The sequence below is a fragment of the Nonomuraea sp. NPDC049624 genome, from assembly GCF_040675255.1.
Classification (GTDB): Bacteria; Actinomycetota; Actinomycetes; order Streptosporangiales; family Streptosporangiaceae; genus Nonomuraea.
Genome location: NZ_JBFAOR010000007.1, coordinates 16,253 through 42,498, shown reverse-complemented (window position 1 = coordinate 42,498; position 26,246 = coordinate 16,253). Strand labels below are relative to the sequence as shown.

Sequence of the window (26,246 nt, the reverse complement as noted above, 5' to 3'; positions counted from 1 at the left end):
GGGCGACTCCAGAGGGGTCATCGGGGCAGGCCCAGGACACGCTCGGCGATGATGTTGCGCTGGATCTCGTTGGTGCCCGCGTAGATGGGCCCGGCCAGCGAGAACAGGAAGCCGTCCAGCCAGGCCGTCCCGCCGGCGCGGTCGCCGAGCAGTTCCATGGCCAGCTCGTGCATGCGCAGGTCCAGCTCCGACCAGAAGACCTTGCCCATGCTGGCCGCCGCCCCGATCTCGGCCCCGGCCATGATCCGGCGCGCGGTGGCGAAGGTGTGCAGCCGGTACGCCTCGGCCGCCGTCCAGCAGCGCGCGGCCCGGTCGGCGAGGGCGGGGTCGGCGTCCAGGGCCAGGTCGAGGAGGCGGTCGGCGGTGGCGAGGAAACGGCCGGGGCTGCGCAGGGTCAGGCCGCGTTCGGAGGAGGTGGTGGACATCGCGATGCGCCAGCCGTCGCCGGGCTCGCCGAGCACCATGGAGTCGGGCGCGAACACCCCGTCGAAGTGCAGCTCGGCGAACCCGGGCAGGCCGTCGAGCTGGGCGATCGGCCGGACGGCGACGTCGTCCAGGGGGAACAGGAAGTACGTCAGGCCCTTGTGCCGCGCGCCGGAGGTGCGGAAGAGGCCGAAGCCGTGGGAGGCGTGGGCGGCTCGGGAGCTCCAGGTCTTGTGCCCGTACAGGAGCCAGCCGCCGTCGGCGCGTTCGGCGCGGGCGGTGAGCGCGGCGAGGTCGCTGCCGGCCTCGGGCTCGGACCAGGCCTGCGCCCAGACGTCCTCGGCCGTCGCCATCCGGGGCAGCCAGCGCCGCCGCTGCTCGGGGGTGCCGAACCGCATGAGGCTGGGGGCCAGGAGGAAGATGCCGTTCTGGCTGACCCGGGCGGGGGCCCTGGCGGCCCAGTACTCCTCCTCGAAGATCAGCCATTCGATCAGGGACGCGGCCCGGCCACCGTACTCGCGGGGCCAGGAGACGACCGACAGCCGCTCGCCGGCCAGCAGCGCCTCCCAGGCCCGGTGGGCCAGGAAGCCTTCATCGGTGTCCATCGGCGGCAGCCGCTCGGGCACGTGGGCGGCCAGCCAGTCGCGAACCTCGGCGCGGAAGTCCTGCTCGGCCGGGGAGAAGTCGAGATCCACGAAACCAAACTAGCGCACGCTTGGTCTACTGGCCAGGCCGCCGTCCGTCGGCCTAGTCTGGACGTCGTGCAGGGTCTTCTGCTCCGGCTTTCCACGCTCGACACCGACGCCGAGAGCGCGGTGCGGGTCATCGCCTACTTCGACTCGCTGGTGCGCGACCACGTCACCGTGCCCGTGCTGCTCGCGGCCACCGCCCGGCTGGCGCGATGCCCGGTCGGCCTGCACGACGCCACCACCGGCCGGCGCCTCCGGACGGGCCCGGACGGCCGGTCCGCCGACACGGAGACGCCGCGCGCCGGGGAGGGGCCGGGCGCCGGGGAGGGGGTCCGGGCGAGGGAGCTGAGCGGCGGCCTGGGCAGCGTGTGGATGGAACGCGAGGGCGCCCCCCACGGCCTCGACGACATCGTGCTCGAACGGTTCGCCGCCGCCGCCGAGCTGACCTTGGAACGCGCCGCCGCGCAGGCCCGCGAGGGCCGGGACCCGGCGCTGGTCGAGCTGGTGCTGTCGGCCGAGACCGGCGAGGCGGAACGCGCGCGGGCACTGCGCCTGCTCGGTTTCGCGCCGTCCACCCCTCTCCAGGCCATGGCCTTCGCCCTCCCCCGCGACCCGCTTCAGGTCACGGCATCCACCCTCCCCCGCGACCCGCTTCAGGCCACGACGTCCACCACTCCCCGCGACCCGCTCCGGACCACGGCGTCCGCTCTCTCTCGCGACCCGCTCGCGGCCGGGTTGCGGGCGATGGGGCACCGCGTGCGGACGGCCAGGATCGGCGACACCCAGGCCGTGCTGGTGGCCACCACCGTCGAGGGCGAGCTGCCCGAGGGCGCCCGCGTGGGCATCGGCCCGGAGCTGCCCGGGTCGCACGCCGCCGAGTCCTGGGCCAAGGCCCGCACGGCGCTGCGCTTCACCGGCCCGCACGACCGGGTGGTGCGCTGGACCGATCTCGGCGCGCTCGCGCTGTTCGCCGACCTGCCCGGCCCGGCCGTCGCGGAGCTGGCCGACGTACGGGCGATGGCGCGGCTGAGCGAGGACCACCTGCTCGCGGTGCACGCGCTGTGCTCGGCCGGGTCGGTCCGCGCCGCCGCCACCGGGGTGCACCTGCACCACAGCTCGATGGCGGCCCGCATCGCGCGGGCGGAGTCGGTGCTGGGCTTCTCCCTCGCCGACCCGGCCGGACGCCTGCGCGCCCACCTCGCCCTCGCCCTGCTGCGCCTCCTCGCGAACGCCACCACCGCTGAGGCCGCCACCGCCGGCGCCGCCAACGTCACCGCCGCCACCGCCGCCACCGCTACAGGCGGTACGCCCGCCTGAGCGCGGCCAGCCGGGTCTCCCGCGCCCGCCTGCTCAGCGGGGTGTCCGGCACCATGACGTCGAACCCGTGGAACGCCCCCGGGTAGAGGTGGAACTCGGTGGACACGCCGGCCCGCGCCAGCCGCTGGGCGTAGTCGATGTCCTCGTCCCTGAACACCTCCAGCTCGCCCACGTCGACGAACGCGGGCGGCAGCCCCGACAGGTCCTCGGCCCGCGCCGGCGCCGCGTACGCCGGGACATCCGGGCCGCCCGCCCGGTCGCCCAGCAGGGCGGACCAGCCGTAGAGGTTCGCGGCCCGGTCCCAGACCACGGCCTCGGTGAACTCCAGGCTCGACGGGGTGGTGTTGCGGTCGTCGAGCATCGGGCAGATCAGCAGCTGGAGGACCACCTCGGGCCCGCCCCGGTCGCGGGCGAGCAGCACGGTCCCGGCGGCCAGCCCCCCACCCGCGCTGGCCCCGCCGACGGCCAGCCGGGCGGGGTCGATGCCCAGCTCCTCGGCGTTCTTGGCGGTCCACAGCAGGCCCGCGTAGCAGTCCTCGACCGGCGCGGGGTGCGGGCGCTCGGGCGCCAGACGGTAGTCGACGGAGACCACGACGACGCCGAGCCGCTCGACGTAATCGATCATCGTGGCGTCGTCCACCTCGGGCATGCCGACGATCATGCCGCCGCCGTGGATCCAGTAGAGGCCGGGCCGGCCGGCGCCGTCCTGCGCGGGGCGGTAGACGCGGACCCGGATGTCCGGTTCGCCGTCGGGGCCGGGGACGCGGCGGTCCTCGATCCGCACCTCGGTCTCGGCGGGCGGCGTCGCGGCCAGCATCGCGTGGATCTGGGCGCGGTGCCCGGCCAGCTCCTCCGCGTCGAGCGCCGTCACGTCGAACGCCGGGAACGGCGCGTTCTCCAGGGCGGCACGCAGGTCCGGATCGAGGTTGGGGTGGAACGCCATGAGGACTTCCTTCCACGGAGGGGCTTGCCGTACCCCTCGATGGTCGGATCTCGCGCGACGGTGCGGCAACCGCCATCCGGCTGCCGTTGGCGGCCCGACGTCCGCCGTCCGGCGACCTCGGCCAGGGCCGGGTCAAGGTCGGCCGGTGGGTCAGCTCAGGAGGGCGACGGCCTGTTCGGCCGGGGTCAGCTCAGGAGGGCGACGACCTGGTCGGCCAGGGGCGCGGCGCTGGCCGGGTTCTGGCCGGTGGCCAGCCGGCCGTCCACGACGACCTGCGGCTGCCAGTCGGGGGCGGGCTCGTGCCGGGCGCCGCGCTCGGTCAGCGCGTCGGCCAGCAGGAACGGCACCACCCCCGCCACGCCCCGCGCGGTCTCCTCGCTGTTGGTGAAGGCGGCCACCCGCCGCCCGTCCACCAGGTGGGAGCCGTCGGACAAGGTCAGGCCGACCAGCGCGGCCGGGCCGTGGCAGACCGCCGCGACCACGCCGCCGCGCTCGTAGATCTCGCGGCCGACCCGGGCCACGTCGGGGTCGGCGGGGAAGTCCCACATGGTGCCGTGGCCGCCGGCGTACAGGACGGCGTCGTAGGCCGAGGCGTCCACCGCGGAGAGGGGGGCGGTGTCGTCGTCCAGGCCGGTGGCGAGGAAGGCGGCCTGCGCCGGGTCGTCCGGGTCGTGGCCGTCGCGGGGCGGCCGGCCGCCGGCGATGCTGGCGACGTCCACCTCGAAGCCGGCCTTGGTGAAGATCTGCCAGGGATGGGCCGCCTCGGGGACGTAGTATCCGGTACGCTCCACGCCGCCGAGGTCGTCGTGGCTGGTCAGCACGATCAGGATGCGCTTGCTCATGCCGTCGAGCATGGCCGGGAAAGCCCATCAGCCACAAATAGCGAGACGTCGGTCGTGGCATCAGAATAGTGATGTGTCGTCTCTCTCGCTGGACCTGCTGCGGACCTTTCTCGCCGTCCACAGGACCGGCTCCATCACCGCCGCCGCGCACACACTCGGCCTCTCGCAACCGGCGGTGACCGCCCAGGTCAAGACGCTGGAGGCGACGCTCGACCGGCCGCTGTTCGACCGGCTGCCGCGCGGCGTCGCGCCCACCCCCGCCGCCGACGAGCTGGCCCGCCGGGTGGCCCCCGCCCTCGACGCGCTGGAGGAGGTGGCCGGCTCGGAGCTGCCCTCGGACGAGGCCGTGCACCTGGGCGGCCCGGCCGAGTTCCTGTGCGAGGAGGTCATGCCGATGCTCGCCCCGCTCGTCCGCGACGGGCTGCGCCTGCGCACCACCCTCGGCCTGGCCGACGACCTGCTGGCCGACCTCGCGGCCGGACGGCTCGACCTGGTGTTGTCCACGATCCGGCCCCGGGTGCGCGGCATCCAGGCGGACCCGGTCTACGACGAGGAGTTCGTCCTGGTGGCGGCGCCGTCCGTGGCCCGCGGGCTGCCGGTCGGCCGGGTCGGGCCCAAGGAGCTGGCCGCGGTCCCGGTGGTGGCCTACGCCGAGGACCTGCCCATCGTGCGCCGCTACTGGCGGGCCGTCTTCGGGCGGCGGCCGTCGATGGCCGCGCAGGTCGTCATCCCGGACCTGCGCGGGGTGCTGAGCGCGGTGCGGGCCGGCATGGGCGTGTCCGTCCTGCCCGCGTACCTGTGCCGGCGCGACCTGGCCGAGGGCACGCTGGTCGTGCTGGCCGAGCCGGCGGAGCCGCCGATCAACACCGGCTACCTGGCCGTACGGTCGGGCGCGCCGGCCAGGCCGGCCGTGGGGCGGGTGCGGGCCCACCTGCTGGCGGCGTTCCGGGCGGCGCCGCCGTACTGACGACGAAGGTGGATGACGGGCGATCAGCTTGGGCATGCTGGGCACATGTGTCATTCCACCGACAGCCTGCCGCCCGCCCCGCCGATCCAGGGGGAGGTGGCGGCGCACGAGCAGATCACGCTGACCTCCGCCGACGGCACCCGCTTCATGGCCTACCGGGCCGAGCCGGCCGAGCCGAACGGCCGCGGCGTGGTGATCATGCCGGACGTGCGCGGCCTACACCCGTTCTATCGCGACCTCGCGGTGCGCTTCGCCGAGGCCGGGTTCCGCACGATCGCGATCGACTACTTCGGCCGCACCGCCGGGACCGACGACCGGGGCGACGACTTCGACTACATGCCGCACGTCGACCAGCTCAAGCTCGACCAGGTGCAGGCCGACGCGGCGGCGGCGACCGCCGAGCTGGCCGCCGGCGGTCCGGTGTTCACGGTCGGCTTCTGCATGGGCGGCGCGCTGTCGTGGCGTCAGGGCGCGGAGGGCAACGGCCTGGCCGGGAGCATCGGCTTCTACGGCGCGCTGCGCTTCATCGACGAGCCGAAGACCGGTCCCGGCGCGCCGCTGCTGCTGCTCCGGGGCGGCGCGGACAAGGTGTCGAGCCCGGCGGAGTTCGACGCCTACACCGCGGCGCTGGACCGGGTGGGCACCGAGCACGAGACCCACCTCTACGAGGGCGCGCCGCACTCCTTCTTCGACCGCTCGTTCAAGGAGTGGGAGGGCGTCTGCCAGGACGCCTGGCGCCGCATCCTGTCCTTCACCGAACGGCACTCAGCCTAGGTACGCGGCCCGCACCACCGGATCGTCCCTGACCCGGGCCGGCGTCCCGGACGCGATGACCCTGCCCAGGTCCAGGACGACGATCCGGTCGCAGATCTCCATGACGAAGCCCATGTCGTGCTCGACCAGCAGCACGGTGGTGTCCAGGGCCCTGACGACCTCGCCGAGCCGGGCGGTCTGGGCGGCGTCCAGGCCGGAGGTGGGCTCGTCCAGCAGCAGGAGCCGAGGACGGTCCGCGAGCGCGCGGGCCAGCTCGACCATCCGGCGCTGCCCGACCGGCAGGGCGGCGGCGTACGCGTCGCGCAGCGGGGTGAGCCCGCACAGGTCGAGCACCTCGGCCACGCGTGCGCCGCGCTCGCGCTCGATCCGCCGCCGGCCCGGCCACCCGGCCAGATCGGCGGCCAGCCCGCCGCCACCGCCGTGCCAGTCGAGCGCGGCCAGCACGTTCTGGGCCACGGTGAGCCGGCCGAACACCTGCGTGCGCTGGAACGTCCTGCGCACGCCTGCCCTGGCCCGCCGGAGCGCGGACACGCCGGTCAGGTCGCGCCCGTCCAGCGTGACCCGGCCCGCGACCGGCCTGCGCAGCCCGGACACCACGTCGAACAGCGTGGTCTTGCCCGCGCCGTTCGGGCCGATCACGCCGCAGACCTGGCCGGGCCCGGCCTCGAACGACACGCCGTCCAGCGCCCTGACGCCGCCGAAGGCCACGGACACGCCCTGCACCGCCAGCATTCACCTCACCCCCAGGTAGGCGGCGGTCAGCCGGTCGCCGTCCACCTCCGAGCGGGGGCCCGTCCAGGTGACGGCGCCCAGCCGCATGAACGCGACCCGGTCGGCGACGGCCAGCGCCTCGGTCGCCTTCTCCTCGACCAGCAGCAGCGCCACGCCCCGGTCGCGCAGCTCGGCGAAGACGTCGAACACCTGCCGCACCACGAGCGGGGCCAGGCCCAGCGAGGGCTCGTCGGCGATCAGCACCCGCGGCGGCCGCACCAGGGCCGGGGCCAGCGTGAGGAGCTGCTGCTCGCCGCCGGACAGGGCGCCCGCGGCCACCGTACGGCGGGCCGCGAGCTGCGGCAGGCGCCGGTAGACCGGCTCCGGATCCTCCAGCCAGGTACGCAGGTTCTCCTCCACGGTGAGCCCGGGGAAGACGCCCCGCCCCTCGGGGGCCAGCAGGACGCCGGCGCGCGCCCGCCGGTGCGCCGGCCAGGCGGTGACGTCCACGCCGTCGAGCAGGACGCGGCCGCCGGTCACCGGCAGGTCCCCGGCGGCGACGGCGCACGCGGTGGACTTGCCCGCGCCGTTCGCGCCGAGCAGCGCCACCACCTCGCCGGGCCGCACCTCCAGCCGCACCCCGCGCAGCACGGTGCAGTCGGCGTAGCCGGCCACGACGTCCTCCAGCACGAACAGCGGCCCCCCGGGGCCGCCGGGCGCGGAAGGCCTGCCGGAAGAAACACCGAAAGAAGCACCGAAAGAAGCAGCGGGAGAAGCACCGGAAGAAGCAGCGGAAGAAGTGGCCGAGAGGCGGCGGGCGCGGCGGCGATGGCGGGCCTCGGCGAGCTGGGTGAGCACGCCGTCCGGATGCCGGGCCAGGATCATGCCGCCCGCGCCGAACAGGATCGACCCGACGTGCGCGGAGACGTCCCAGGTGGCCAGCAGTTCGGGCACGGCCACCGCGACCAGCCCGCCGAGCACCGCCCCGCCGATCCTGCGCACGCCCTGCAGCACCACCACGGCCAGCCAGACGAACCCGGCGAACGCCGGCAGGTCGGTGGCCGTGACCGACCCCTTGGAGATCGCGAACAGCACGCCGCCGAGCCCGGCGATCCCCGACGCCAGCACGAACAGCACGATCTTGGCCCGCGGCGCGGACAGCCCGGAGGTGACGGCCGCCGCGGGCGCCGACCGTACGGCGAGGACGGCCCGCCCCGACGCCGACCGCTCCAGGTTGCGCACCAGCAGCGCCACCAGCCCGATCAGCGCCAGCAGCACGGCCACCCGCACCCGCGGGTCGGAGGTGTCGGCGAAGCCGAGCCCGAGCGCCGGCAGCGCCCATCCGATGGTCCCGTTGCTGAAGGCGTCCACCTGGAACAGCACCTGGTCGGCCAGCAGCGCCAGGGCCAGCGTGGCCAGCGTCAGCACCCGGCCGCCCAGCCGCAGCGCGGGCAGCGCCACGACCAGCCCGACGGCCCCCGCCGCGGCCACCCCGAGCAGGATCGCCACGACGAACGGCAGCCCGGAGGCGAACGCCCACCCGCAGGTCAGCGCCGCCATGGCGGCGAAGGCGGCCTGCGCCAGGTTCACCATGCCGCCGATCCCGGTGACCACCACGAACGAGCAGAAGATCAGCGCCAGCACCAGCCCCTGGGCCGCGACGCCCACGTAGTACTCCGGCCCGAGCAGGGCGAAGGCCGCCAGCGCGGCCAGACCCGCCGCCCACGGCAGCCGCCTGCGCCAGGCCGGCACCCCGGCCAGGTGGTCGGGCGGCGGGACGTCCTCGGCGGCGCTGCCCGCCACCCGCTCCCGCGACCGGTTCAGCAGCAGCAGCCCGGCGAACAGCAGGATCACCGGCACGGCCGTGCGCAGCCCGGTGACCTCCTCCAGGAAGTCGGTGTACCCGGCGACCAGGTTCTGCACGACGCCGAGCGCGAGCCCGGCGGCGAACGTCCAGGGGATCGAGCGCAGCCGCCCGAACACCGCGGCCGTCGCCGAGGCGAACAGCAGCACCGTGTACGCCGTCGCGTCCAGCCCGAGCACCGGCGCCGCCAGCACCCCGGCCAGCCCGGCGAGCCCCGATCCGAGCATCCAGGCCAGCGCCGAGGTGGCGTCGGCGTCGATGCCCCGGAGCGTGGCCAGGCGGCGGCGGTCCACGCAGGCGCGCATGCGCAGCCCGTACGGCGTGTGCCGCAGGAACGCCCACAACCCCGCCGCCGCGACGGCCGAGAAGGCGAAGGTGATGAGCTGGTCGCTGTCCAGCCGCACGCCGAGCTGGTCGAACGCCCGGGCCGGATGGGGGCCGACGCCGCGCGGCAGGGAGGTGGCGTCCGTGGCGGGCAGCCCGGCCAGCTCCACGGCCAGCAGGCCGAGCGCGGGCAGCGCGATCGTGAGCCCGATGGTGGCGACGATCTGCGCGGTCTCCCCCGCCTGGGCGAGCCCGCGGAACATGGCCCGGTGCAGCAGATAGCCGAGCGCGGGCGCGAACAGCCCGGCCGCCACCAGCGCCGACAGCCAGGCGGGCAGCCCGGCGGCGGCGGTGAGCTCGTAGAACACCAGGGCGGCCAGGAAGCCGACGGCGCCGTGGGCGAAGTTGAACACCCCGGTCGCCGCGTACGACAGGGTCAGGCCGGAGCCCATGATCGCGAAGACGGCCCCGGTGACCAGGCCGCTGAGCACGTACTGGAGGATCATTTCAGCGGCACGTTGTCGAAGCAGGCCATCCTCCTGGCCACCTGGAAGGCGCCGCCCTCCAGTTTGACCAGGGCGCCGCAGCCGTTGGGCTCGCTGTGGTCCCTCGGGTAGCGGATGCGGCCGAACCCGGGGTTCTCGTAGAGGTAGTCGCCGTTGGCGGTGGCCAGGAACTTCTCCCTGGTCAGGTCCTTGCCGGTGCGCTTGAGCACGTCGAGGAAGATGTCGGCGGACCAGTAGCCGATCGCCAGGTGCTGGGTGAGCGCGGTGCCGGGGGCGACCTGCTCGACGTCCTTCTTGAGCTGGGCGATCTCGGGCGCCGGCGACTCGAACGGCTCGAACATGGGCGCGGCGATCACGCCGTCGAGCGCCTGCGCGCCGGCCGGGTCCTTGAGGATGGCCAGGTCGTAGCTGGTGGCGTCGGTGAGCACGCCCTTGTAGCCGGCCCGTTTGAGCGCCGCGTAGAGCCCGACGTTGAACTTGGTGCCGGCGATCACCGAGACGACGACGTCGGGGGCCCTGCCGCCGTCCGAGGTCATGATCTTGTTGACGTACGGGAGCCAGTCGGGGGGCGGGGCGGCGGCCGGCAGGCCGGAGTTCACGCCGGCCAGCCTGAACCCGGCCGCGGTGAACGACTGGGAGATGGTCGTGCCGCCGTACTTGCTGCCGCTGGAGTCGCTGGTCTGCACGTAGACGCTCTTGCCGGCGGCGCCGCCGAGCAGGTCGGCCAGCTGCCTGCCCCACCACGTCTGGGACCCGGCGCCGCGTTTGGGGGCCAGGCAGCCGTTGTAGCCGAACCCGGTCCTGGTGCCGCACCACTGCGGCCCGGTGGCCCAGCCGAACCAGGGGACGCCCTGCTGTTCGAGGAAGGCCGCGCCGCCGAAGTTCGGGGCGTGCACCGGGACCAGGGCGAACACCTGGTCCTTCTGGACGAGTTTCTTGGCCGCCGCGTCGCCCTTGGCCGCGTCCTGGGCGTCGTCCTCGGCGCCGATGAAGTCGATCTTCCGGCCGTGCACGCCGCCCTCGGCGTTGGCGCGGGCGAACCTGGCCTTCGCCCCGATCTCGGCGTCCCTGGTCGAGTAGCCGCTCGCGCTGGTCTTGGTCAGCACGCCGCCGACCTTGATCGTGGTGTCCGTCACTCCCGCGCCCGACTGGGCCGCGCCGGTCTGCTGGGCCGCGCAGCCGGCGACGAGCAGCGTCAGGGTGAGCGCCGCCGCGCCCCGCCGTACCATGTTGTTCTCCTCGCGACTCGGCCTAGCGCTCGCTTGGTTTCGCTGAGCGTAGATTTGCCGGGAAGGGGTGTCAACGGCTAACCGAGCAACCGCTTGCTCGCAGGCGGCGCGCCGGGCTAGCGTGGGGCGCATGCTGATGCGCGCGGCCGTGCTGACCGGGTTCCACGCCCCGATGGAGATCCGCGACGTCGAGATCGACGACCCCGGCCCCGGCGAGGTGCGCGTCCGGATCATGGCCTCGGGCGTGTGCGGCTCCGACCTCAAGGCCATCGACGGCAAGAGCCCCGTAATGGGCGCGCCGCCGTTCATCCTGGGGCACGAGAGCGCGGGCGTGGTCGAGAGCGTCGGCGCGGGCGTCACCTCCGTCAGGCCGGACGACCACGTCATCATCGCCATGAGCGGCCCCTGCGGGCGCTGCCGCCACTGCGGCTCCGGCCGCTTCCACCTGTGCTCGGGCCCGCAGCGGCTGCCGACCATCATGGGCGGCCCGCCCAGGGTCACCCTCGACGGCCGGGAGACCCGCCGCTTCATCGGCATCGGCTCGTTCGCCGAGTACGCGGTGGTCGCCGAGGCCATGTGCGTCAAGATCGCCAAGGACGCGCCCTTCGCCGCCATGTGCCTGCTGGCCTGCGGCGTGATCACCGGCGTGGGCGCCGTCCTCAACGTGGCCGAGGTGCCGCCGGGCGCCTCGGTCCTGGTGGTCGGCTGCGGCGGCGTGGGGCTCAACGTCATCCAGGGCGCGGTGCTCGCCGGCGCCACCACGATCATCGCCGCGGACGTGGCCGAGGGGAAGCTCAAGCTGGCCGAGCGCTTCGGGGCCACCCACCTGCTCACCGCCGGCGACCTGCCCGGCCAGGTCGGCGCGCTGGTCCGCGGCGGCGTCGACTACGCCTTCGACGCGACCGGCGTCCCCGGCGTGCTGGCGGAGGCCTTCGCCGCCACCCAGCCGGGCGGGACCACGGTCATGGTCGGCAGCCCGCCCCAGGGCCACCCCATGGCGCTGGACACCGGCCTGCTGTTCTCCTCCCGCCGCCTCATGGGCACCCAGGGCGGCGACGCCGCGCCGCACCGCGACCTGCCCATGCTGGCCGCCCAGTACCTCCGCGGCCGCCTCGACCTCGACGGCCTGATCACCGAACGCCTCCCCCTCGACCAGATCAACGAGGCGGTCGCCCACGTCCGCCAGGGGACGGTCGCCCGTACGGTCATCACGTTCTGAGACGCTATTCTAATTTCCTTTGGAATAGTGGAGGTTGTCCCATGTCGTACCCCCAGCAGCGCTACCTGGCCGAGACCGGCGAGATCAGCGCCACCCTGCGCCCGGCGGACAAGGGCCCCGACCTGTCGATGGCGACCGGCACCCGCGTCCACTACCTGGGCACGGGCGGCTCGACGAACGGCGCCTACGGCCTGTACCGCTGGGAGATGGGCCCGCGCCCCGGCGGCGCGTCCCCGCACTTCCACCGCACCATCACCGAGTCGTTCTACGTGCTGACCGGCACCGTCCAGCTCTACGACGGCGACAAGTGGGCCGACGGGCGCCCCGGCGACTTCCTGCACGTGCCCGAGGGTGGCGTGCACGCCTTCCGCAACGCCTCCGGCGAGCCGGCCTCGATGCTGGTGCTCTTCACGCCGGGCGCGCCGCGCGAGGCGTACTTCGAGGAGCTGGCCGAGATCACCCACAGCGGCCGCGAGCTCACCCCCGAGGAGTGGACCGAACTCTGGCTGCGCCACGACCAGTACGCGGTCTGATGGCCGATTTCCCCGAGGAACCCGTCTACCGGCACCTGGCCCGCGTCGGCAAGGCGCTGGCCAACCCGGTGCGGCTGCGCCTGCTCGACGTGCTCGACCAGGGCGAGCGCACGGTCGAGGAGCTGGCGCGGGCGGCCGGCGTGCCGCTCAAGAACACCTCGGCCCAGCTCCAGCACCTGCACGCGGCCCACCTGGTGACCAGCCGCCGGGACGGCACGCGGATCCGCTACCGGCTGGCCGACGAGCAGGTCTCGCGCTTCCTGGGCGACCTCCAGCGGTTCGCCCACGACCGGCTGTCCGGCCTGCGCGAGGCGGTGCGGGAGCACCTGGGGGACCTGTCCGGCGTCACGGCCGACGAGCTGGCCGCCCGGCTGGCCGACCCCGGCACGGTGGTCGTCGACGTCCGGCCGGCCGCCGCCTACGCCAAGGGACACGTGCCGGGCGCGATCTCGGTGCCCCTGGACGACCTGGCGGGCCGCCTGGCGGAGCTGCCGGCCGACGCCCGGGTCGTGGCCTACTGCGGCGGGCCGTACTGCGTGCTCTCCCCGCAGGCCGCACGCCTGCTGCGCGAGCGCGGTCTCGACGCCCGCCCGCTGGACGGCGGCCTCGTCGGCTGGCGGCGTGCCGGGCACGAGGTCGTGCGGGAGCGTACTGTGAGCGGGTAATCGCCCACAGTGAGGGAGGTCCGCATGCTCGCCAGAGGAGCCGTCGCGGCCGGCCTGCTCGCGGTCGTGACCGTGGGCGGCGCCGGCCCCGCGCAGGCCCGCTACCGCTACGACTTCCGCAGCCGCGAGGTGGTCATCTGGAGCGAGCCGAAGGGCGGCGCGGCCCAGCTCGGCGTGGGCCGTCCCGGCGACGGCTTCGACTCCGACCGGTCGGAGGAGCACGAGCTGTTCCGCTGCGACGACGCCTTCGACAGCACCCTGTGGCACCACGGCACCGACGCGGCCACGGGCGTCGTCGGGTGGGTGCCGGCCTGCCACCTCGACGACCCCGACTGACCGGCCTGTCACCTCGACGACCCCGGACCGGCCTGCCACCTCGACGGCCCCGGACCGGCCTGCGACCTCGGCGCCCCCGGCTCACCGGCCGCCGGCGGGGTCAACGCCCGGCGCCCACCGGCTCCTGCGCGCGCTCGCGGCGCGGCTCCGGCTCGTCCTCCTCGTGGCCCTCGACCGACAGGTTCGGCAGCAGCCGGTCCAGCCAGCGCGGGCACCACCAGTTCGCCCGGCCGAGCAGCACCATCGTGGCCGGCACGAGGAAGCCGCGGATGACGGTCGCGTCCACCGCGATGGCCACGGCCAGCCCGACGCCGAACGTCTTGACCATCGCGTCCGGGTAGGCGATGAACGCCACGAACACCGCCACCATGATCAGGGCGGCCGAGGTGATGACCCGGCCGGTCGAGCCGAGGCCCTCGGCCACCGCCCGGCTGTTGTCGCCGTGCCGGGCGTGGGCCTGGCGCACCGCCGTGAGCAGGAACACCTCGTAGTCCATCGACAGGCCGAACAGCACCGCGAACAACATCAGCGGCACGTAGCTCTCGATCGGCACGGAGAAGAACAACGTCTGGAGGTAGGAGGCGTCCATGGGGGCGTCCATGCCGACCAGGCCGCTGCCGAGGCCGATCGAGAACACCAGCGCGAGCGCGCCGAACGCGGCGCCCAGCGACACCAGGTTCATCACGGCGGCCTTGACCGCGACGACGGGCGCGCGGAAGGCGAACAGCAGGAGCAGCGCGCTGAGCAGCACGACCACGCCGATGACCAGCGGGGTGCGCTCGTTCATGCGGTCCCCGGCGTCGGTCAGCCCGGCCACCTTGCCGCCGACGTGCACCTGGACGCCCGGGATCGAGATGGCCCTGACCTCCCTGACCACCTCGGCGGCCTTCGGGTCGCTCGGGGCGTAGTCGCTGATCGTCTGGAGCAGGACCGAGCGGCCGGAGGCGTTCACCTTGGGGTCCGACACGTGGGCGACCCCGTCGACGCGGGCGACCTCGTCGGCGATGCGCTTCACGGTGGCGTCCCCGGCGCCGGAGACCTTCTCCGGCAGCTCGGCGACCACGATGAGCGGGCCGTTGCTGCCGGGGCCGAAGGCCGTGGCCATCAGCTCGTACGCGCGGCGCCCGGCCGAGTCCTTGGCCGCGTACCCCTCGTCCAGGGGCCCCAGCTGCAGCGCGAGCGCGGGCGCGGCCAGCGCGCCGAGCACGAGGACGCTGCCGATCAGCACCCGCCACGGCCGGCGCGCCACCCACGCGCCCAGCCCGGCCCAGCCGGCGCCCCCGCCGCGGGTGGACGACCGCCCGCGCACCAGCGGCACCTTGAGCGCGTTGACGCGGTGGCCGAGCAGCCCGAGCAGGGCGGGCACGAGGGTGACCGAGGTCAGCACGGCGAAGACGACGGAGATGCCGGTCACCCAGCCGAGCGTGCTCAGCAGCGGGAACCCGGCCAGCATCAGCGCGCTCAACGCGATGATCACCGTGCCGCCGGCGAACACGACGGCCCCGCCCGAGCTGGCCACCGTCCGCCGTACGGACTCCACGACCGGCACGCCGTCGGCCAGCAGTTTGCGGTGGCGCGACAGCAGGAACAGCGCGTAGTCGATGCCGACGCCGAGCCCGATCATCGTGGACATGATCCCGGCCTGCTTGGGCATGTCCACGACGTAGCCGAGCAGGCCGATCACGCCGAGCCCGGTCGCGACGCTGACCAGCGCGGCGAAGATCGGCACCATCGCGGCGACCAGCGTCCCGAACGCGAAGACCAGCACGAGCAGCGCGCACACCACGCCGATGATCTCGCTCGGCCCGGTCTTGATCTCCTTGCTCGCCGGGTTGGAGTCGGCGGCGGGCACCACTTCCAGCCCGGCGTCCCTGGCCGGGGCAGCGGCGTCGGACAGGGCCTGGGTGTCCTCGCCCACCTTGTCGGGGTCGTTGCCCTGCATCTTGACGGTGATCACGCCGATCTGCAGGTTCGAGGCGATGCCGCCCATCCGGTAGGGCGTGTCCACCTGGACGACGTGCGGCATCGTGCGCATCGCGGCGACCGCGCGCTCGACGGCCTGCTTGCGCGGTTCGTCGGTGAGCTTCCCGTCCGCGGAGTACAGGAGGAGTTGCACGGTTCCGCCGGTGGCGTAGCCGGGGCCGAAGCCCTCCTTCATCAGGTCGTGCGCGCGCTGCGCGTCGGTGCCCGGGATGGAGGCGTCGTTGCTGACCGGGCTGCCGAGCGCGAGGCTCGCGCCCATCAGGCCCGCGGCCAGGGCCACCCATAAAGCCAGCACGATCCGCCCGTGCCGCGCGCACCAGCCACCCAGCCGACCAAGAAACCGCGTCATCGTCTCGCCCCTGCCCGACGGCCGTCCTGTACGGTCGTACAGGACTACGATAAAACGGAGGACATCCGAAATTCCGGATCCCGTGGGAAATGAGACGATGACCACACCCGACGACACCCGCTCCCGGATCCTGGCGGCCGCGCGCGAGCTGTTCGCCGAGCGCGGCTACGCGGGCACCTCGCTGGCCGACATCGCCGCCGCGGTCGGGCTGACCAAGACCGCCGTCGCCTACCATTTCCACCCCAAGGACCGGCTGGCCTCCGAACTGCTCTCCCCCGCCGCGGCCGAGATGATCACGCTGCTCGACACCGAGTACCCGGACCGCAAGGCGTTCGTCGAGGCCCTGGCCGTCTTCGCGGTGCGGCACCGCGCGGTGATCCGCCTGTTCATGGAGGACCTAGCGGCCGACGACAGCCAGCCGCCCGGCTCCGAGCGCGCGGTCGTCGGCACGTTCAGGGACGAGATCTTCGCCAAGCTCGCCGGCGAGAACCCGGGCCCGGAGGCCAGGGTCAGGTGCTGGGCGCTGCTCGGGGCGCTGCAGTGGGGCGTGGTCAAGACCATGGACCTGCCCGAGGACCAGGTCACGGCGGTCATGCTGGAGTCCGCGCTGGCCTTCTGACGACTTCCCCGCCGCTTCCCCGCGGCCTCCTCGCCGCTCCCCCTCCGCGTCCGGGCCGCTCCCCCTCCGCGTCCAAGCCGCGTCCGGGCCGCTTCCGGGCGTGCCGGTGGCGGCTACAGGCCGGTCGAGGGGTCGGTGGCGGGGCCGGTCGGGGTCTGCGTGGGCTCCTCGGGGCCGGGGCCGCCGGACTGGCCGGCGACGCCGACCGTGATCACCACCACGTCGCCGGGCGCGGCGCAGGCGCCCGGGGTCAGGCTCTGGCTCAGGACGGTGTCCGCCTTGGCGTCGTCGTCCACGACCTGGGCACGGGACCGTACCGTGAAGCTGGCCGCGACCAGGGCGGCCCGGCCGTCGGCGCGGGGCCGCCCCACCACGGACGGCACCTCGACGCCCTGGCGAGCCACCGTGAGCGCCACCGTCGCGCCGCCCGGCAGCCGCGCGCCGGCCTCCGGCCGCGTCGCGAGGACCTGGCCGTCCGGCTGGTCGGAGCAGGCCCGGGTGACCGTCCCCGCCGCGAGCCCGGCGGCGGTGAGCGCCGCCTCGGCCGCCTTGCGCTGCCGCCCGATCAGGGACGGCACCGGCACCCCCGCCGACACCTCCAGCGCGACCGCGCCGCCCCGGCCCACCACCGTGCCGGCCGCCGGACGGCTGCCCAGCACCCGGCCGATCTCCCGCGGCGAGTCGGTCCTGGTGACCGCGCCGACCGTCAGCCCGGCCTGCTTGAGCGCCTTGACCGCGGCGGCCCGGTCCATGCCGGTCAGCGGCGGAACCGCGACCGTCACCGGCCGCCCGGCTGTCGGCTCACCGGTGGGTCCGCCGGTAGGTCCGCCGGTAGGTCCGCCGGTGGGCTCGACGGCGGGCGCGACCGTGGGCACGCGCTGCCGCTCGGCCGGCTTCCCGCCCGGCCGCGAGGAGGAGTGCGCCGAACCCGCCGGGCTCGGCGGCGCCGCCGGCAGCACGGACGCCTGGCCGGAGCGGTGGCCGTTGAGCGCGGGCACGATCACCGTGAGCACGACCGCGGTCACCAGCAGCGCCGCGCACACGGCCACGACCGCCTGCACCCACCCGGCCCCGCGCCCCCGGCGGTCCGTCGCGCCCGTCCCGGCCCGCGTCCTCAGACCGTCCGGCTCGTCCGGCGTCCTCGGGCCTCGCGCTCCCGACTCGTACGGCGCCCTCGGGCCTGGCGGACCCGGCTCGTACGGCGCCCTCGGGCGTCGCGGTCCCGGCTCGACCGGGGCCGTCGGGTCCGGCGGGGTCGTCGGGCCGGTGGAGGTGGGAGGTTCCGGGCCGGCGCCCGTCCGGGAGCGCAGGTGGTAGGCGCCGGCCGCACCGGTGACCTCGGGCTCGGCCAGCGGCACGGGCGGACGTTGCCCGGGGACCAGCGGCACGTCCCCGTACCCCCGGTCCGGCGCGTCCGGCTCGCCCAGCAGCGCGAGCAGCAGTTCCCTGCTGGAGGGCCGGTTCCTGACGTCCTTGTCCAGGCAGGCGGCCACCAGCACCCGCAGCCGCCCGTCCAGCCGGCCCAGCTCGGGCGGCGCGGTCAGGATGCGGTGCAGCACCGGCGCCACCGAGTCCTGCCCGAACGGCGCGCTCGCGTTGGCCGCGAAGCACATCGTCGCGCCCCAGGAGAAGACGTCGGCCGCCCCGGTCACGGCCGAGGCGGTGATCTGCTCGGGAGCCATGTACGCCGGCGTGCCCACGCCCCGGTTCGTCACCGTGGCCGCCGCGTCCAGCGCCCTGGCCAGGCCGAAGTCGATCACCCGTGGACCGTCGGGCCCGAGCAGCACGTTCTGCGGCTTGAAGTCCCGGTGCACGATGCCCGCCCGGTGGATCGCGGCCAGCGCGGTCGCGGTGCCGACCGCCAGCCGCTCCAGCGCGCCGCCGTGCCGCGGCCCGGTCAGCGAGACCTCCCGGTGCAGCGAGGGCCCGTCGACGTACTCGCTCACGATGTACGGCCGGCCCTCGTCAAACCCGGCGTCGATCACCTGGGCCGTGCAGAACCTGGCCACATGCTTGGCCAGCTCCACCTCCCGCAGGAACGCCCCTTGCTCGTCCCCCACGGGCCCGTGCAGCAGCTTGACCGCGTACCTCTCGCCGCCTCGCGAACCGAGGAACACCGCGCCCTGTCCGCCTTCACCCAGCCGCCCGGCGAGCTCGTACTCGCCGAGTCTGTGCGGGTCCCCCGTTCTCAGCGGCTGCGCCGTCGGCACGGGGCGCCTCCCCTCGCCGCCACCCCTTCTTGCTCTCCACTGAAGGCAACGGGCGGCGTTCAGTCAACAGTGTGCACGGCAATCGCCGCCTGACCGTGACACAGCCGGTCAGGAGGAACGGGAGAGCTGGCCCGCGTACATGACGGCGCCGGTGTCGGACCGGGTCACCTTGACCAGGAACCGGTCGGGGTCGTCCGAGGGGACGATGCGGACCGTCCCGGCGTGGCACGCCTGGCCCTTGACCTGGCCGAGGGCGAACACGACGGGGCTCCTGGTGGGGGCGAGCCGGCCGGAACAGTGCAGGTCGGCGCCCCAGCGCATGGTGGATCCGCCGTCGGCGCGCAGGCGCAGCTCGACCGGGAAGACCCGGCCGGCCGTGGGGTGCTCGGCCGATCCCGTCCAGGTGCCGTCGAGGGTGGTGCGCGTCGCGTCCGGTTGCCCGGTGGTGGGGGTGTGCTGGGCCGTCCCCTTCCAGGTGCCGTCCAGGCCGGGGCCCTGGGATGCCCGCAGCCAGAACACGAACCCGGCGACCCCCATCACGACCCCGGCCACCGCCACGACCACCTGCCACCCCCGCCACGCCCTCCGCCCCGCGACGGCGGCCGTCCCTTCGGAGGGAGGAGAGCCCGCGACGGCGGGCGTCCCTTCAAGGGGAGAGGAGCCCGCGACGGCGGACGTCTCAGTGAGTGAGCCCGCGGGGGCGCGGGTTCCCCGCGGGGAGGGCCAGGGCACTGTGGCGGGCGGCCCTTCCGGGGAGAGGCGTGGCACTGTGGCGGGGGTTCGGTCGGGGGTGGCCGTGGGGGCGGCGGCCTGGGCGCCGGAGGGGAGGACGTCGCCCGTTCCGCCGTCCTGGCCGAGCAGCGCGCGCAACGTCTCCTCGGCGTCCGGACGGTCGCGCGGGTCGTGGGCCAGGCACGCCTCCACGATCTCCCGCAGCCGACCCGACAACCCGCGCAGGTCCGGCTTGCCGTACAGGATCCGGGCCAGGACCTCCTGGTAGGTGTCCGCCATGTACGCGTGCCGCCCCCCGGCCGTGTACGCCACGGTCAGCCCCCACGCCCACATGTCGGCGGGCGGCCCCGCCGGCTCCCCGCTGATGCGCTCGGGCGACAGGTAGGCCGGCGTGCCGATGGGCGACCTGGTCGTGGTGGCGGCGGCGTCCATCAGCCGGGAGACCCCGAAGTCGATCACCCGCGGCCCGTCGAGGCTGAGCAGCACGTTGCCCGGCTTCAGATCGCGGTGGACGACCCCCGCCCGGTGGATCGCCCCCAGGGCGGTGGCGGTGCCGATGGCCAGCCGGTCGAGCGAGCCGCCGCGCCGCGGCCCGCCGGCCGTCACGTGCTCGCCCAGCGAGGGCCCTTCGACGTATTCGCTGACCAGGTAGGGCCGGTCGCCGTCGAGGTCGGCGTCGAGGAGCTGGGCGGTGCAGAAGGCCGCGACCCGGCGCACCGCCTCCACCTCGCCGAGGAACCTGCGCCGTACGTCGGCGTCCTTGGACACGCTCGCGTGCAGCAGCTTGATCGCGACCTGCGCCCCGGCCGCCGAGTGACCGAGGAAGACGACGCCCTGGCCGCCCTGCCCGAGCCTGCGCGAGAGCCGGTACTCCCCCAGCCGCCGGGGATCATCAGCACGGAGCTCGGACATAGGGCGTCATTATGGCATCGCCTGCAGCAGCGCGGCGTAGCCGTCGAGGGCGCGCAGCACGACGTCCGCCGGGCCGCTCGGCAGGGTGGCCACGGCCTCCTCGATGCCGAGCCCGGCGAAGTAGTCCAGCTTCTCCCTGGTGGGCAGCGTCCCGAACGGGATCACCCGGGCCATCGGCCGCCCGGCCTTCTCGCACGCCTCGCGCAGGGCGGGCAGCGCGTCCTTGATGCCCTTGCCGCCGATGGGCATCCAGCCGTCGCCGTACTCGGCGATGTGGGCGAACAGCTTCGGCCCGGCGGCCCCGCCGAGGTAGACGGGCAGGTCGTGCGCGGGCTTGGGCCACGACCAGGACGGTTCGAGCCCTTCGACGGCGGCCACCTCGTCCCGCCAGAAGGCCCGCATGGCCAGCACGTTGCGCCGGGCGACCTCGCGCCGCCGCCCGTACGGCACGCCGTGGTTCTCGATCTCCTCGACGTTCCAGCCGAACCCGACGCCGACCACCACGCGCCCGCCGGACAGGTGGTCGAGCGTGGCCAGCGCCTTGGCGGTCACGATCGGGTCGCGCTGGGCGGCGAGCAGGATGCCGGTGCCGACGCGCAGCCGCCGGGTCGCGGCGGCGGCGAAGGAGAGCGCGACCAGCGGGTCCAGCGTGCGCTTGTACTCCTCGGGCAGCTCGGCCTGGCCGCCGGCGGGCGGCGTGCGGCGGCTGACCGGGATGTGGGTGTGCTCGGGCAGGTAGAGCGAGTCGAACCCGCGTTCCTCGGCCGCGGCCGCGAGGTCCTGGACCGGCATGGCCAGATCCGTGGCGAACATCGTGACACCCAGCCTCATACGGCCTCCTCATATCAACCAAGCGATTGCTCGGCTAAGATTTCCAGGGTAGCTTGCAAGGCGACGTCCGCGGAAAGAGGTTCCCGGTGAAGTTCTCTATCTTCCTGAATCCGCAGATTCCAGGCTCTGGATACGCGGCCGAGGAGAACGCCAAGGCACGGCGTCCCATCGGCCGCGACACCGAGTCGTATCAGCGGCTGCTGCACGAGGTGCGGGAGATAGCCGTCCACGCCGACCAGATCGGGTTCGACGCGCTGATGATGACCGAGCACCACTTCCACTCCGAGGGGATGGAGTTCTCGGTCAATCCGCTGATGTTCCTCACCGACCTCGCCGCGCGGACCGAGCGCATCCTGCTCGCCCCGCTCGGCATGGTGCTGCCCGCCTGGGACCCCATCAGGGCCGCCGAGGACGTGGCGCTGCTCGACCAGTTCAGCAAGGGCCGCCTGCGGCTCGGCGTGGCCCGCGGCTACCAGAACCGCTGGATGAACGTCCTCGGCCAGCGCTGGCAGGCCGCCGCCGCCCGCTCCGACGGCTCGGCCTCGGACACGCGGAACTTCGACGTCTTCGGCGAGGTGCTGAAGATCATGAAGATGGCCTGGACGCAGGAGACCCTCCGCTACAAGTCCGACGTGCTGGACTACGAGGTGCCGTACCCCTTTGACGGTATCGAGGGCTGGCCCGCGATGGAATGGACCAAGACGTTCGGGGCGCCCGGCGAGGTCTCCGACGACGGGAAGATCCAGGCCGTCTCGGTCTGCCCCCGGCCGTACCAGAACCCGCATCCGGAGCTGTGGCAGCCGTTCACGATCTCCGACCGGTCGGTGATCAGGGCGGCGCAGGAGGACATCCTGCCGTGGATGTTCACCCCCAACCCCGACGACCATGCCGCCAAGGCCAAGCTCTACCAGGAGGAGTCGGCCCGGCAGGGCCGCCACTACAAGCTGGGCGAGCACACCGGCATCCTGAAGATCGTCGGCATCGCGGACACCACAGAGGAGGCGATCAACACCTTCGGCCGCAGCATCCCCAAGGACTTCGCCGCCTTCTTCGGCCCCTTCGGCTACCTGGAGGTGCTGCGCAAGAAGGAGGACGAGAAGCACAAGCCGATCTCCCCCGAGAAGGGCGACGCCAAGCGGATGAACGACGTGGAGATGGCGCTGTTCGGCACGCCGGACGACGTCAAGCGCGGCATCCAGCGCATGCTCGACCGCATGCCGGACCTGGAGTGGTTCGGCCTGTACATGCAGGGGCAGCAGGGCGTGCTCCCGCTGGACACGGTCAAGCGGAACCTGGAGATGTTCGCCACCAAGGTCGCGCCGGAGTTCCGATGAAGATGTGGCTGGGGGCCTCGTTCGTCCCGACCGACCAGTTCGTGGAGCTGGCGCGGGCGGCCGAGCGCTGCGGCTTCGACACCTTCACGCTGTCGGACCACCTGTTCTACGCCGACTTCGCCTCGCGGTACCCGTACTCGCGGTCGGGCGCGCCCCGCTGGGACGCCGCGACGCACTGGCCCGACGTGTGGGTGACGATCGGCGCGATGGCCACAGCCACCACGACGCTGCGCTTCTCGCCGAACGTCTACATCGCCCCGGCCCGCGACCTGTTCACCGTGGCCAAGCTGGTCTCCACGGCGGCGGTGCTGTCGCGGGAACGGGTGACGTTCGGGGTCGGGGTGGGGTGGTGCGAGGAGGAGTTCGCCGGCACCGGCCAGGACTTCCACACCCGGGGCCGCCGCCTCGACCGGATGCTGCCCACGCTGCGCGCCCTGTGGTCCGGCGAGACCGTCGAGCTGGACGGTCTGCCGCCGCTGTCGATCTCCCCCACGCCCGCCGGGCCCGTGCCCGTCTACGTGGGCGGCGACAGCGAGGCGGCGCTGCGCCGGGCCGCCCGCTTCGGCGACGGCTGGCTGGGCAACCGCATCTACACCGAGGAGCAGCTCGACCCGGTGCTCGACACCCTCCGCCGGCACCTCGACGAGAACGGCAGGACGGGCCCGTTCGACATCGTCGCCCCGCTGGCCGTGCTGCCGGACGCCGAGACCTACCGCCGCTTCGCCGCCAAGGGCGTGACCGCCACCATGGCCGCCCCCTGGTGGCTGGCCACCCCCGAGGAGAAGGCCCGGTACGGCGCGGACAGCCTCGACCTGAAGATCGCCACGATGGAGCGCTTCGCCGAGGAGGTCATCGCCAAACTCTGACCCCGAAGCCCCGGCCTGCCCGGCCCGCCCGGAACCCCGGGAACCCCCGGAACCCCGAACTCCGGAAACCCCCGAACCTGGCCCCGTCCGGCCCCCTGACGATCCTGGCCGGGAGCGCGGCACGCGCGCGTCCCGGTCAGGATCGCCCTTCCGCCAGGTTGGCCATGATCCGCCGCAGCATGCCCGTGACCTGCTCGATCTCCTCCCCGGAGAATCCCGAGAAGACCTGGCGGCTGACCCCGCCGAAGATCGGCGGCAGGCGCGGCACCAGCGCGCGCCCCTCGTCCGTCAGCTCGATGAGGACCGACCGCCGGTCCTCGGGCCGCCGCACCCGCCGCAGCAGCCCCTTGGCCTCCAGCCGGTCCAGCAGCCGGGTCATCCCCGCCGTGTCCGTGCCGAGCCGGCCCTTCAGCACGCCGGGCGTGCTGCGCCCGCCCGCCGCGTGCAGCAGCAGCGCCGCCTGCTGCGCGGTGAGCCCGAGCGGCGCCAGGCGGCGCTCGGTCTCGGTGTTGAGCTCCCGCCCCACCTGCACGAGCAGCGACCCGCCGCCCAGCACCAGTTCGAACGGCGGCGGCACACGATCGTCGGTCACGCGACCAGAATAGCTGGCGCAAGCATTTACTGTCGCGACAGCTATCGTCTATCGTCAGGCCCATGGACACTTCTGCCCACATCATCGTCGCAGGAGGCGGCATCGGCGGCTTATCCCTGGCCCAGGGCCTGCGCAAGGCGGGTCTCCAGGCCACCGTCCTGGAGCGCGACCCCTCGGCCGGCCACCGCCCCCAGGGTTACCGCATCAGCCTCAAGGAGACCGGCGCCGCGGCGCTGCGCGCGTGCCTGCCCCCCGATCTGTACGACCTGGCCGTGGCCACCTCCATCCGCCCCGCCACCCGCATGACCTTCATGGACACCCGGCTGGTCCCCAAGTTCTCCAAGGACGTCCCGCCCCAGCTCCCCGGCGTGGACGGCTTCGGCGTCAACCGGCTCACCCTGCGCGAGATCCTGCTGTCCGGCCTCGACGTGCGCTTCGGCACCGAGTTCAGCCGGTACGAGCCGCTGCCCGGCGGCCGCGTCCGCGCCCACCTCGCCGACGGCTCCGCCCTGGACGGCGACCTGCTCGCCGGCGCGGACGGCGTCGGCTCCCGCGTCCGCGCCCAGCTCCTCCCCGACGCCGTCGTGGACCGGCTCGACTGGGCCCTGTACGGCAGGACCGTCCTGACCCCCGGCCTGCTGGCCGCCACGCCTCCCGACCTGGTCGACACCTTCAACCGGGTCACCGCGCCCGACCACACCGCGATCTCGGTCGCCACCTGCCGCCCCTGCGAGCCGGTGACCGAGGCCGCCGCCCGGCACGCCCCCGGCCTGCGGCTGACCGACGTCCCCGGCTACTTCTCCTGGACGCTCACCGCCCCCGGCCCCCGTCCTGACGACACCTCCCCCGCCGCCCTGCACCGGCTCGCGCTCGCCACGGTCGCCGGCTGGCACGAGGGCGTGCGCCGGATCGTCGAGCGGGCCGACCCCGAGGCGACGTTCCTGGTGCACACCCACTCGGCGCGGCGCGTGCGCCCCTGGGACGAGCCCGCGGTGACCCTGCTCGGCGACGCCGTGCACAGCATGAGCCCGGGGCGCGGCGAAGGCGCTAACGTCGCGCTGCGCGACGCCCACACCCTGAGCGCGGGTCTGGCCGCGGCCGTCGCCGCGGGCCGCCCGCTCGCCGAGGCGAAGACGGCCTACGAGCACGCCATGCTCGACTACGCGTTCACCGCCGTCGAAGCCTCGTTGCAGCAGCCGTTCGCCCCTTTCGCCCGTCCTGTCCGACCACCGGCGCGTTGAACCGGCCGGAGTTACGGATGGGGGCCAGGGGGACGATAGCCTCGTCCCGTGCTGGAAAAGATCGCAGCCACCCGATATGTGACCCCGCTGCGGGAGGGCGGGTCGCTGCCGGGCGTCGTCGAGGCCGACGACCTCGGCACGTACGTGGTGAAGTTCCGCGAGGCGGGGCAGGGCCGGCGGGTGCTCGTCGCGGAGATCATCGCCGCCGAGCTGGGCCGCCGGCTGGGGCTGCGCACTCCCGAGCTCAAGCTCATCGACCTCGACCCGCAGCTCGGCGTCCGCGAGCCCGACGAGGAGGTCCAGGACCTCCTCAAGGCCAGCACCGGCCTCAACCTGGCGGTCGACTTCCTGCCCGGCGCGCTCGGGTTCGACCCGCTCGGCTGGATCCCCGACCCGGTGTTCGCCTCCAGGGTCGTCTGGTTCGACGGCCTGATCCACAACATCGACCGGAGCTGGCGCAACCCCAACCTGCTGGTCTGGCACCGCGACACCTGGCTCATCGACCACGGCGCGGCCCTATGGTTCCACCACAACTGGCGCACGGCCGACCCGCAGCGCGCCTTCGACACCGGCGACCACGTGCTCGCGCCGTTCGCGCCCGACGTGCCCGCCGCCGCCGACGACCTGGCCGGCCGCATCACCCGCGAGCTGCTCGACGAGGTGACGGCCCTGGTGCCCGACGAATGGCTCGACGGCGAGCCGGGCTTCGACTCCGCCCAGGCCGTGCGGGACGCCTACACCGACCATCTGCTGAGCCGGGCGCACGGGCCGCGCGAGTGGCTGCTGCGCGGCCCCGACAAGGAACGCAGGGCGTCCGGGCCCGGCTCGGTCGGCGAGTTCTGGCGGGGAGGCAGCCGGTGACCAGAGACGTCTACGAGTACGCGGTGATCCGCGTCATGCCGAAGATCGAGCGCGGCGAGCTGATCAACGCCGGCGTGCTGCTCTACTGCCAGCCGCGCGACTACCTGTGCGCGCGCGTGCACCTCGACCCGGCCCGCCTGCGCGCCCTCGACCCCGGCGCCGACCTCGACGGCGTGCGCCACGCGCTCAGCGCCTACGAGCGGGCCTGCGGCGACCGTCCCGGCCCCCTCGCGGGCGAGCCGCTGGGCGGCCGGTTCCGCTGGCTGACCGCGCCGCGCAGCACGATCGTCCAGACCGGGCCGGTGCACGCGGGCCTCACCGCCGACCCCGGCACCGAGCTGTCCCGCCTCTTCGACAAGCTGGTCCGCCTCTAG

The 26,246-nt window shown here is 74.2% G+C and carries 24 protein-coding genes; 13 read left to right on the top strand and 11 right to left on the bottom strand.

What is annotated here, in order from left to right; translation table 11 throughout:
• Positions 1–17: 17 nt before the first annotated feature.
• A complete protein-coding gene (locus tag AB0J76_RS28085) occupies positions 18–1,118 on the bottom strand; it encodes an acyl-CoA dehydrogenase family protein (RefSeq protein ID WP_352319429.1) in 1,101 nt (366 codons plus the stop codon).
• 66 nt (positions 1,119–1,184) lie between these two features.
• On the opposite strand from AB0J76_RS28085, the gene AB0J76_RS28080 reads away from it, so the two are divergent.
• Positions 1,185–2,429, top strand: coding sequence for a helix-turn-helix domain-containing protein (locus AB0J76_RS28080; RefSeq protein ID WP_352319427.1), 1,245 nt, complete (start codon positions 1,185–1,187; stop codon positions 2,427–2,429).
• Here AB0J76_RS28080 and AB0J76_RS28075 read toward each other — a convergent pair.
• Positions 2,407–3,372 (bottom strand): alpha/beta hydrolase, encoded by a 966-nt coding sequence (locus tag AB0J76_RS28075; RefSeq protein WP_352319426.1) that lies wholly within the window; start codon positions 3,370–3,372, stop codon positions 2,407–2,409. The genes AB0J76_RS28080 and AB0J76_RS28075 overlap by 23 nt on opposite strands.
• 185 nt (positions 3,373–3,557) lie before the next feature.
• On the bottom strand, positions 3,558–4,214 hold the full coding sequence (locus AB0J76_RS28070) for a type 1 glutamine amidotransferase domain-containing protein (RefSeq protein WP_352319424.1): 657 nt from the start codon (positions 4,212–4,214) through the stop codon (positions 3,558–3,560).
• A gap of 73 nt (positions 4,215–4,287) precedes the next feature.
• On the opposite strand from AB0J76_RS28070, the gene AB0J76_RS28065 reads away from it, so the two are divergent.
• Together AB0J76_RS28065 and AB0J76_RS28060 are read left to right on the top strand one after the other, a co-directional pair.
• Positions 4,288–5,181 carry a LysR family transcriptional regulator gene (locus AB0J76_RS28065; RefSeq protein WP_352319422.1) on the top strand — a complete coding sequence of 298 codons (894 nt, stop codon included), beginning with the start codon at positions 4,288–4,290 and terminating at the stop codon, positions 5,179–5,181.
• 45 nt (positions 5,182–5,226) lie between these two features.
• Positions 5,227–5,955 (top strand): dienelactone hydrolase family protein, encoded by a 729-nt coding sequence (locus tag AB0J76_RS28060; protein ID WP_352319420.1) that lies wholly within the window; start codon positions 5,227–5,229, stop codon positions 5,953–5,955.
• Here the strand turns inward: AB0J76_RS28060 and AB0J76_RS28055 are convergent.
• The 3 genes from AB0J76_RS28055 to AB0J76_RS28045 are packed head-to-tail and all read right to left on the bottom strand — an operon-like array spanning position 5,947 to position 10,589.
• The gene (locus AB0J76_RS28055) at positions 5,947–6,687 is read right to left on the bottom strand and encodes an ABC transporter ATP-binding protein (protein ID WP_352319418.1); all 741 of its coding nucleotides are present in this window, start codon (positions 6,685–6,687) and stop codon (positions 5,947–5,949) included. The genes AB0J76_RS28060 and AB0J76_RS28055 overlap by 9 nt on opposite strands.
• The gene (locus AB0J76_RS28050; RefSeq protein ID WP_352319416.1) at positions 6,688–9,360 is read right to left on the bottom strand and encodes an ATP-binding cassette domain-containing protein; all 2,673 of its coding nucleotides are present in this window, start codon (positions 9,358–9,360) and stop codon (positions 6,688–6,690) included.
• Entirely contained in the window at positions 9,357–10,589 is a 1,233-nt protein-coding gene (locus AB0J76_RS28045; protein ID WP_352319414.1) for an ABC transporter substrate-binding protein, read from the bottom strand. The genes AB0J76_RS28050 and AB0J76_RS28045 overlap by 4 nt, the downstream gene beginning before the upstream one ends.
• Before the next feature lie 130 nt (positions 10,590–10,719).
• On the opposite strand from AB0J76_RS28045, the gene AB0J76_RS28040 reads away from it, so the two are divergent.
• The 4 genes from AB0J76_RS28040 to AB0J76_RS28025 are packed head-to-tail and all read left to right on the top strand — an operon-like array spanning position 10,720 to position 13,342.
• Positions 10,720–11,808 (top strand): alcohol dehydrogenase catalytic domain-containing protein, encoded by a 1,089-nt coding sequence (locus AB0J76_RS28040; protein ID WP_352319412.1) that lies wholly within the window; start codon positions 10,720–10,722, stop codon positions 11,806–11,808.
• A gap of 41 nt (positions 11,809–11,849) precedes the next feature.
• Positions 11,850–12,341: a cupin domain-containing protein gene (locus tag AB0J76_RS28035; RefSeq protein ID WP_352319410.1), complete on the top strand. Its 492-nt coding sequence runs from the start codon at positions 11,850–11,852 to the stop codon at positions 12,339–12,341.
• On the top strand, positions 12,341–13,006 hold the full coding sequence (locus AB0J76_RS28030; protein ID WP_352319408.1) for a metalloregulator ArsR/SmtB family transcription factor: 666 nt from the start codon (positions 12,341–12,343) through the stop codon (positions 13,004–13,006). The genes AB0J76_RS28035 and AB0J76_RS28030 overlap by 1 nt, the downstream gene beginning before the upstream one ends.
• A 24-nt stretch (positions 13,007–13,030) precedes the next feature.
• The gene (locus tag AB0J76_RS28025) at positions 13,031–13,342 is read left to right on the top strand and encodes a hypothetical protein (protein ID WP_352319407.1); all 312 of its coding nucleotides are present in this window, start codon (positions 13,031–13,033) and stop codon (positions 13,340–13,342) included.
• Positions 13,343–13,442: 100 nt separating this feature from the next.
• Here the strand turns inward: AB0J76_RS28025 and AB0J76_RS28020 are convergent, their stop codons facing one another.
• Positions 13,443–15,620: an MMPL family transporter gene (locus tag AB0J76_RS28020; protein WP_352319405.1), complete on the bottom strand. Its 2,178-nt coding sequence runs from the start codon at positions 15,618–15,620 to the stop codon at positions 13,443–13,445.
• Positions 15,621–15,771: 151 nt separating this feature from the next.
• On the opposite strand from AB0J76_RS28020, the gene AB0J76_RS28015 reads away from it, so the two are divergent.
• Entirely contained in the window at positions 15,772–16,293 is a 522-nt protein-coding gene (locus AB0J76_RS28015; RefSeq protein ID WP_352319403.1) for a TetR family transcriptional regulator, read from the top strand.
• A 113-nt stretch (positions 16,294–16,406) separates the two neighbouring features.
• On the opposite strand, the gene AB0J76_RS28010 is transcribed toward AB0J76_RS28015, so the two are convergent.
• From AB0J76_RS28010 to AB0J76_RS28000, 3 genes are all read right to left on the bottom strand, one after another.
• Complete coding sequence (locus tag AB0J76_RS28010; RefSeq protein ID WP_352319401.1) at positions 16,407–18,503, bottom strand: PASTA domain-containing protein; 2,097 nt, start codon at positions 18,501–18,503, stop codon at positions 16,407–16,409.
• Between the two features lie 108 nt (positions 18,504–18,611).
• Entirely contained in the window at positions 18,612–20,147 is a 1,536-nt protein-coding gene (locus tag AB0J76_RS28005) for a serine/threonine-protein kinase (RefSeq protein WP_352319399.1), read from the bottom strand.
• A gap of 9 nt (positions 20,148–20,156) precedes the next feature.
• Positions 20,157–20,978, bottom strand: coding sequence for a TIGR03619 family F420-dependent LLM class oxidoreductase (locus AB0J76_RS28000; protein ID WP_352319397.1), 822 nt, complete (start codon positions 20,976–20,978; stop codon positions 20,157–20,159).
• Positions 20,979–21,064: 86 nt separating this feature from the next.
• Between AB0J76_RS28000 and AB0J76_RS27995 the strand changes: the two genes are divergently transcribed.
• The gene (locus tag AB0J76_RS27995; protein WP_352319395.1) at positions 21,065–22,312 is read left to right on the top strand and encodes an LLM class flavin-dependent oxidoreductase; all 1,248 of its coding nucleotides are present in this window, start codon (positions 21,065–21,067) and stop codon (positions 22,310–22,312) included.
• Entirely contained in the window at positions 22,309–23,178 is an 870-nt protein-coding gene (locus AB0J76_RS27990; RefSeq protein ID WP_352319393.1) for a TIGR03619 family F420-dependent LLM class oxidoreductase, read from the top strand. Before AB0J76_RS27995 ends, AB0J76_RS27990 begins: the two co-directional genes overlap by 4 nt.
• A 136-nt stretch (positions 23,179–23,314) precedes the next feature.
• Here the strand turns inward: AB0J76_RS27990 and AB0J76_RS27985 are convergent, their stop codons facing one another.
• A complete protein-coding gene (locus AB0J76_RS27985; RefSeq protein ID WP_352319391.1) occupies positions 23,315–23,770 on the bottom strand; it encodes a MarR family transcriptional regulator in 456 nt (151 codons plus the stop codon).
• 62 nt (positions 23,771–23,832) lie between these two features.
• Between AB0J76_RS27985 and AB0J76_RS27980 the strand changes: the two genes are divergently transcribed.
• From AB0J76_RS27980 to AB0J76_RS27970, 3 genes are read left to right on the top strand one after another with little or no spacing between them, the layout of a single operon-like run.
• Positions 23,833–25,011, top strand: a complete 1,179-nt coding sequence (locus tag AB0J76_RS27980) for an FAD-dependent monooxygenase (protein WP_352319390.1) — start codon at positions 23,833–23,835, stop codon at positions 25,009–25,011.
• A 48-nt stretch (positions 25,012–25,059) separates the two neighbouring features.
• The gene (locus AB0J76_RS27975) at positions 25,060–25,872 is read left to right on the top strand and encodes a HipA family kinase (RefSeq protein ID WP_352319388.1); all 813 of its coding nucleotides are present in this window, start codon (positions 25,060–25,062) and stop codon (positions 25,870–25,872) included.
• Positions 25,869–26,246: a DUF3037 domain-containing protein gene (locus AB0J76_RS27970; protein WP_352319386.1), complete on the top strand. Its 378-nt coding sequence runs from the start codon at positions 25,869–25,871 to the stop codon at positions 26,244–26,246. Before AB0J76_RS27975 ends, AB0J76_RS27970 begins: the two co-directional genes overlap by 4 nt.

Bases quoted from the DNA above. Each gene is read 5' to 3' on its own strand.
- AB0J76_RS28075 (WP_352319426.1), bottom strand. From the start codon at position 3,372: ATGGCGTTCCACCCCAACCTCGATCCGGACCTGCGTGCCGCCCTGGAG.
- AB0J76_RS28070 (WP_352319424.1), bottom strand. From the start codon at position 4,214: ATGAGCAAGCGCATCCTGATCGTGCTGACCAGCCACGACGACCTCGGC.
- AB0J76_RS28060 (WP_352319420.1), top strand. From the start codon at position 5,227: ATGTGTCATTCCACCGACAGCCTGCCGCCCGCCCCGCCGATCCAGGGG.
- AB0J76_RS28055 (WP_352319418.1), bottom strand. From the start codon at position 6,687: ATGCTGGCGGTGCAGGGCGTGTCCGTGGCCTTCGGCGGCGTCAGGGCG.
- AB0J76_RS28050 (WP_352319416.1), bottom strand. From the start codon at position 9,360: ATGATCCTCCAGTACGTGCTCAGCGGCCTGGTCACCGGGGCCGTCTTC.
- AB0J76_RS28045 (WP_352319414.1), bottom strand. From the start codon at position 10,589: ATGGTACGGCGGGGCGCGGCGGCGCTCACCCTGACGCTGCTCGTCGCC.
- AB0J76_RS28040 (WP_352319412.1), top strand. From the start codon at position 10,720: ATGCTGATGCGCGCGGCCGTGCTGACCGGGTTCCACGCCCCGATGGAG.
- AB0J76_RS28035 (WP_352319410.1), top strand. From the start codon at position 11,850: ATGTCGTACCCCCAGCAGCGCTACCTGGCCGAGACCGGCGAGATCAGC.
- AB0J76_RS28030 (WP_352319408.1), top strand. From the start codon at position 12,341: ATGGCCGATTTCCCCGAGGAACCCGTCTACCGGCACCTGGCCCGCGTC.
- AB0J76_RS28025 (WP_352319407.1), top strand. From the start codon at position 13,031: ATGCTCGCCAGAGGAGCCGTCGCGGCCGGCCTGCTCGCGGTCGTGACC.
- AB0J76_RS28015 (WP_352319403.1), top strand. From the start codon at position 15,772: ATGACCACACCCGACGACACCCGCTCCCGGATCCTGGCGGCCGCGCGC.
- AB0J76_RS28005 (WP_352319399.1), bottom strand. From the start codon at position 20,147: ATGTCCGAGCTCCGTGCTGATGATCCCCGGCGGCTGGGGGAGTACCGG.
- AB0J76_RS28000 (WP_352319397.1), bottom strand. From the start codon at position 20,978: ATGAGGCTGGGTGTCACGATGTTCGCCACGGATCTGGCCATGCCGGTC.
- AB0J76_RS27990 (WP_352319393.1), top strand. From the start codon at position 22,309: ATGAAGATGTGGCTGGGGGCCTCGTTCGTCCCGACCGACCAGTTCGTG.
- AB0J76_RS27980 (WP_352319390.1), top strand. From the start codon at position 23,833: ATGGACACTTCTGCCCACATCATCGTCGCAGGAGGCGGCATCGGCGGC.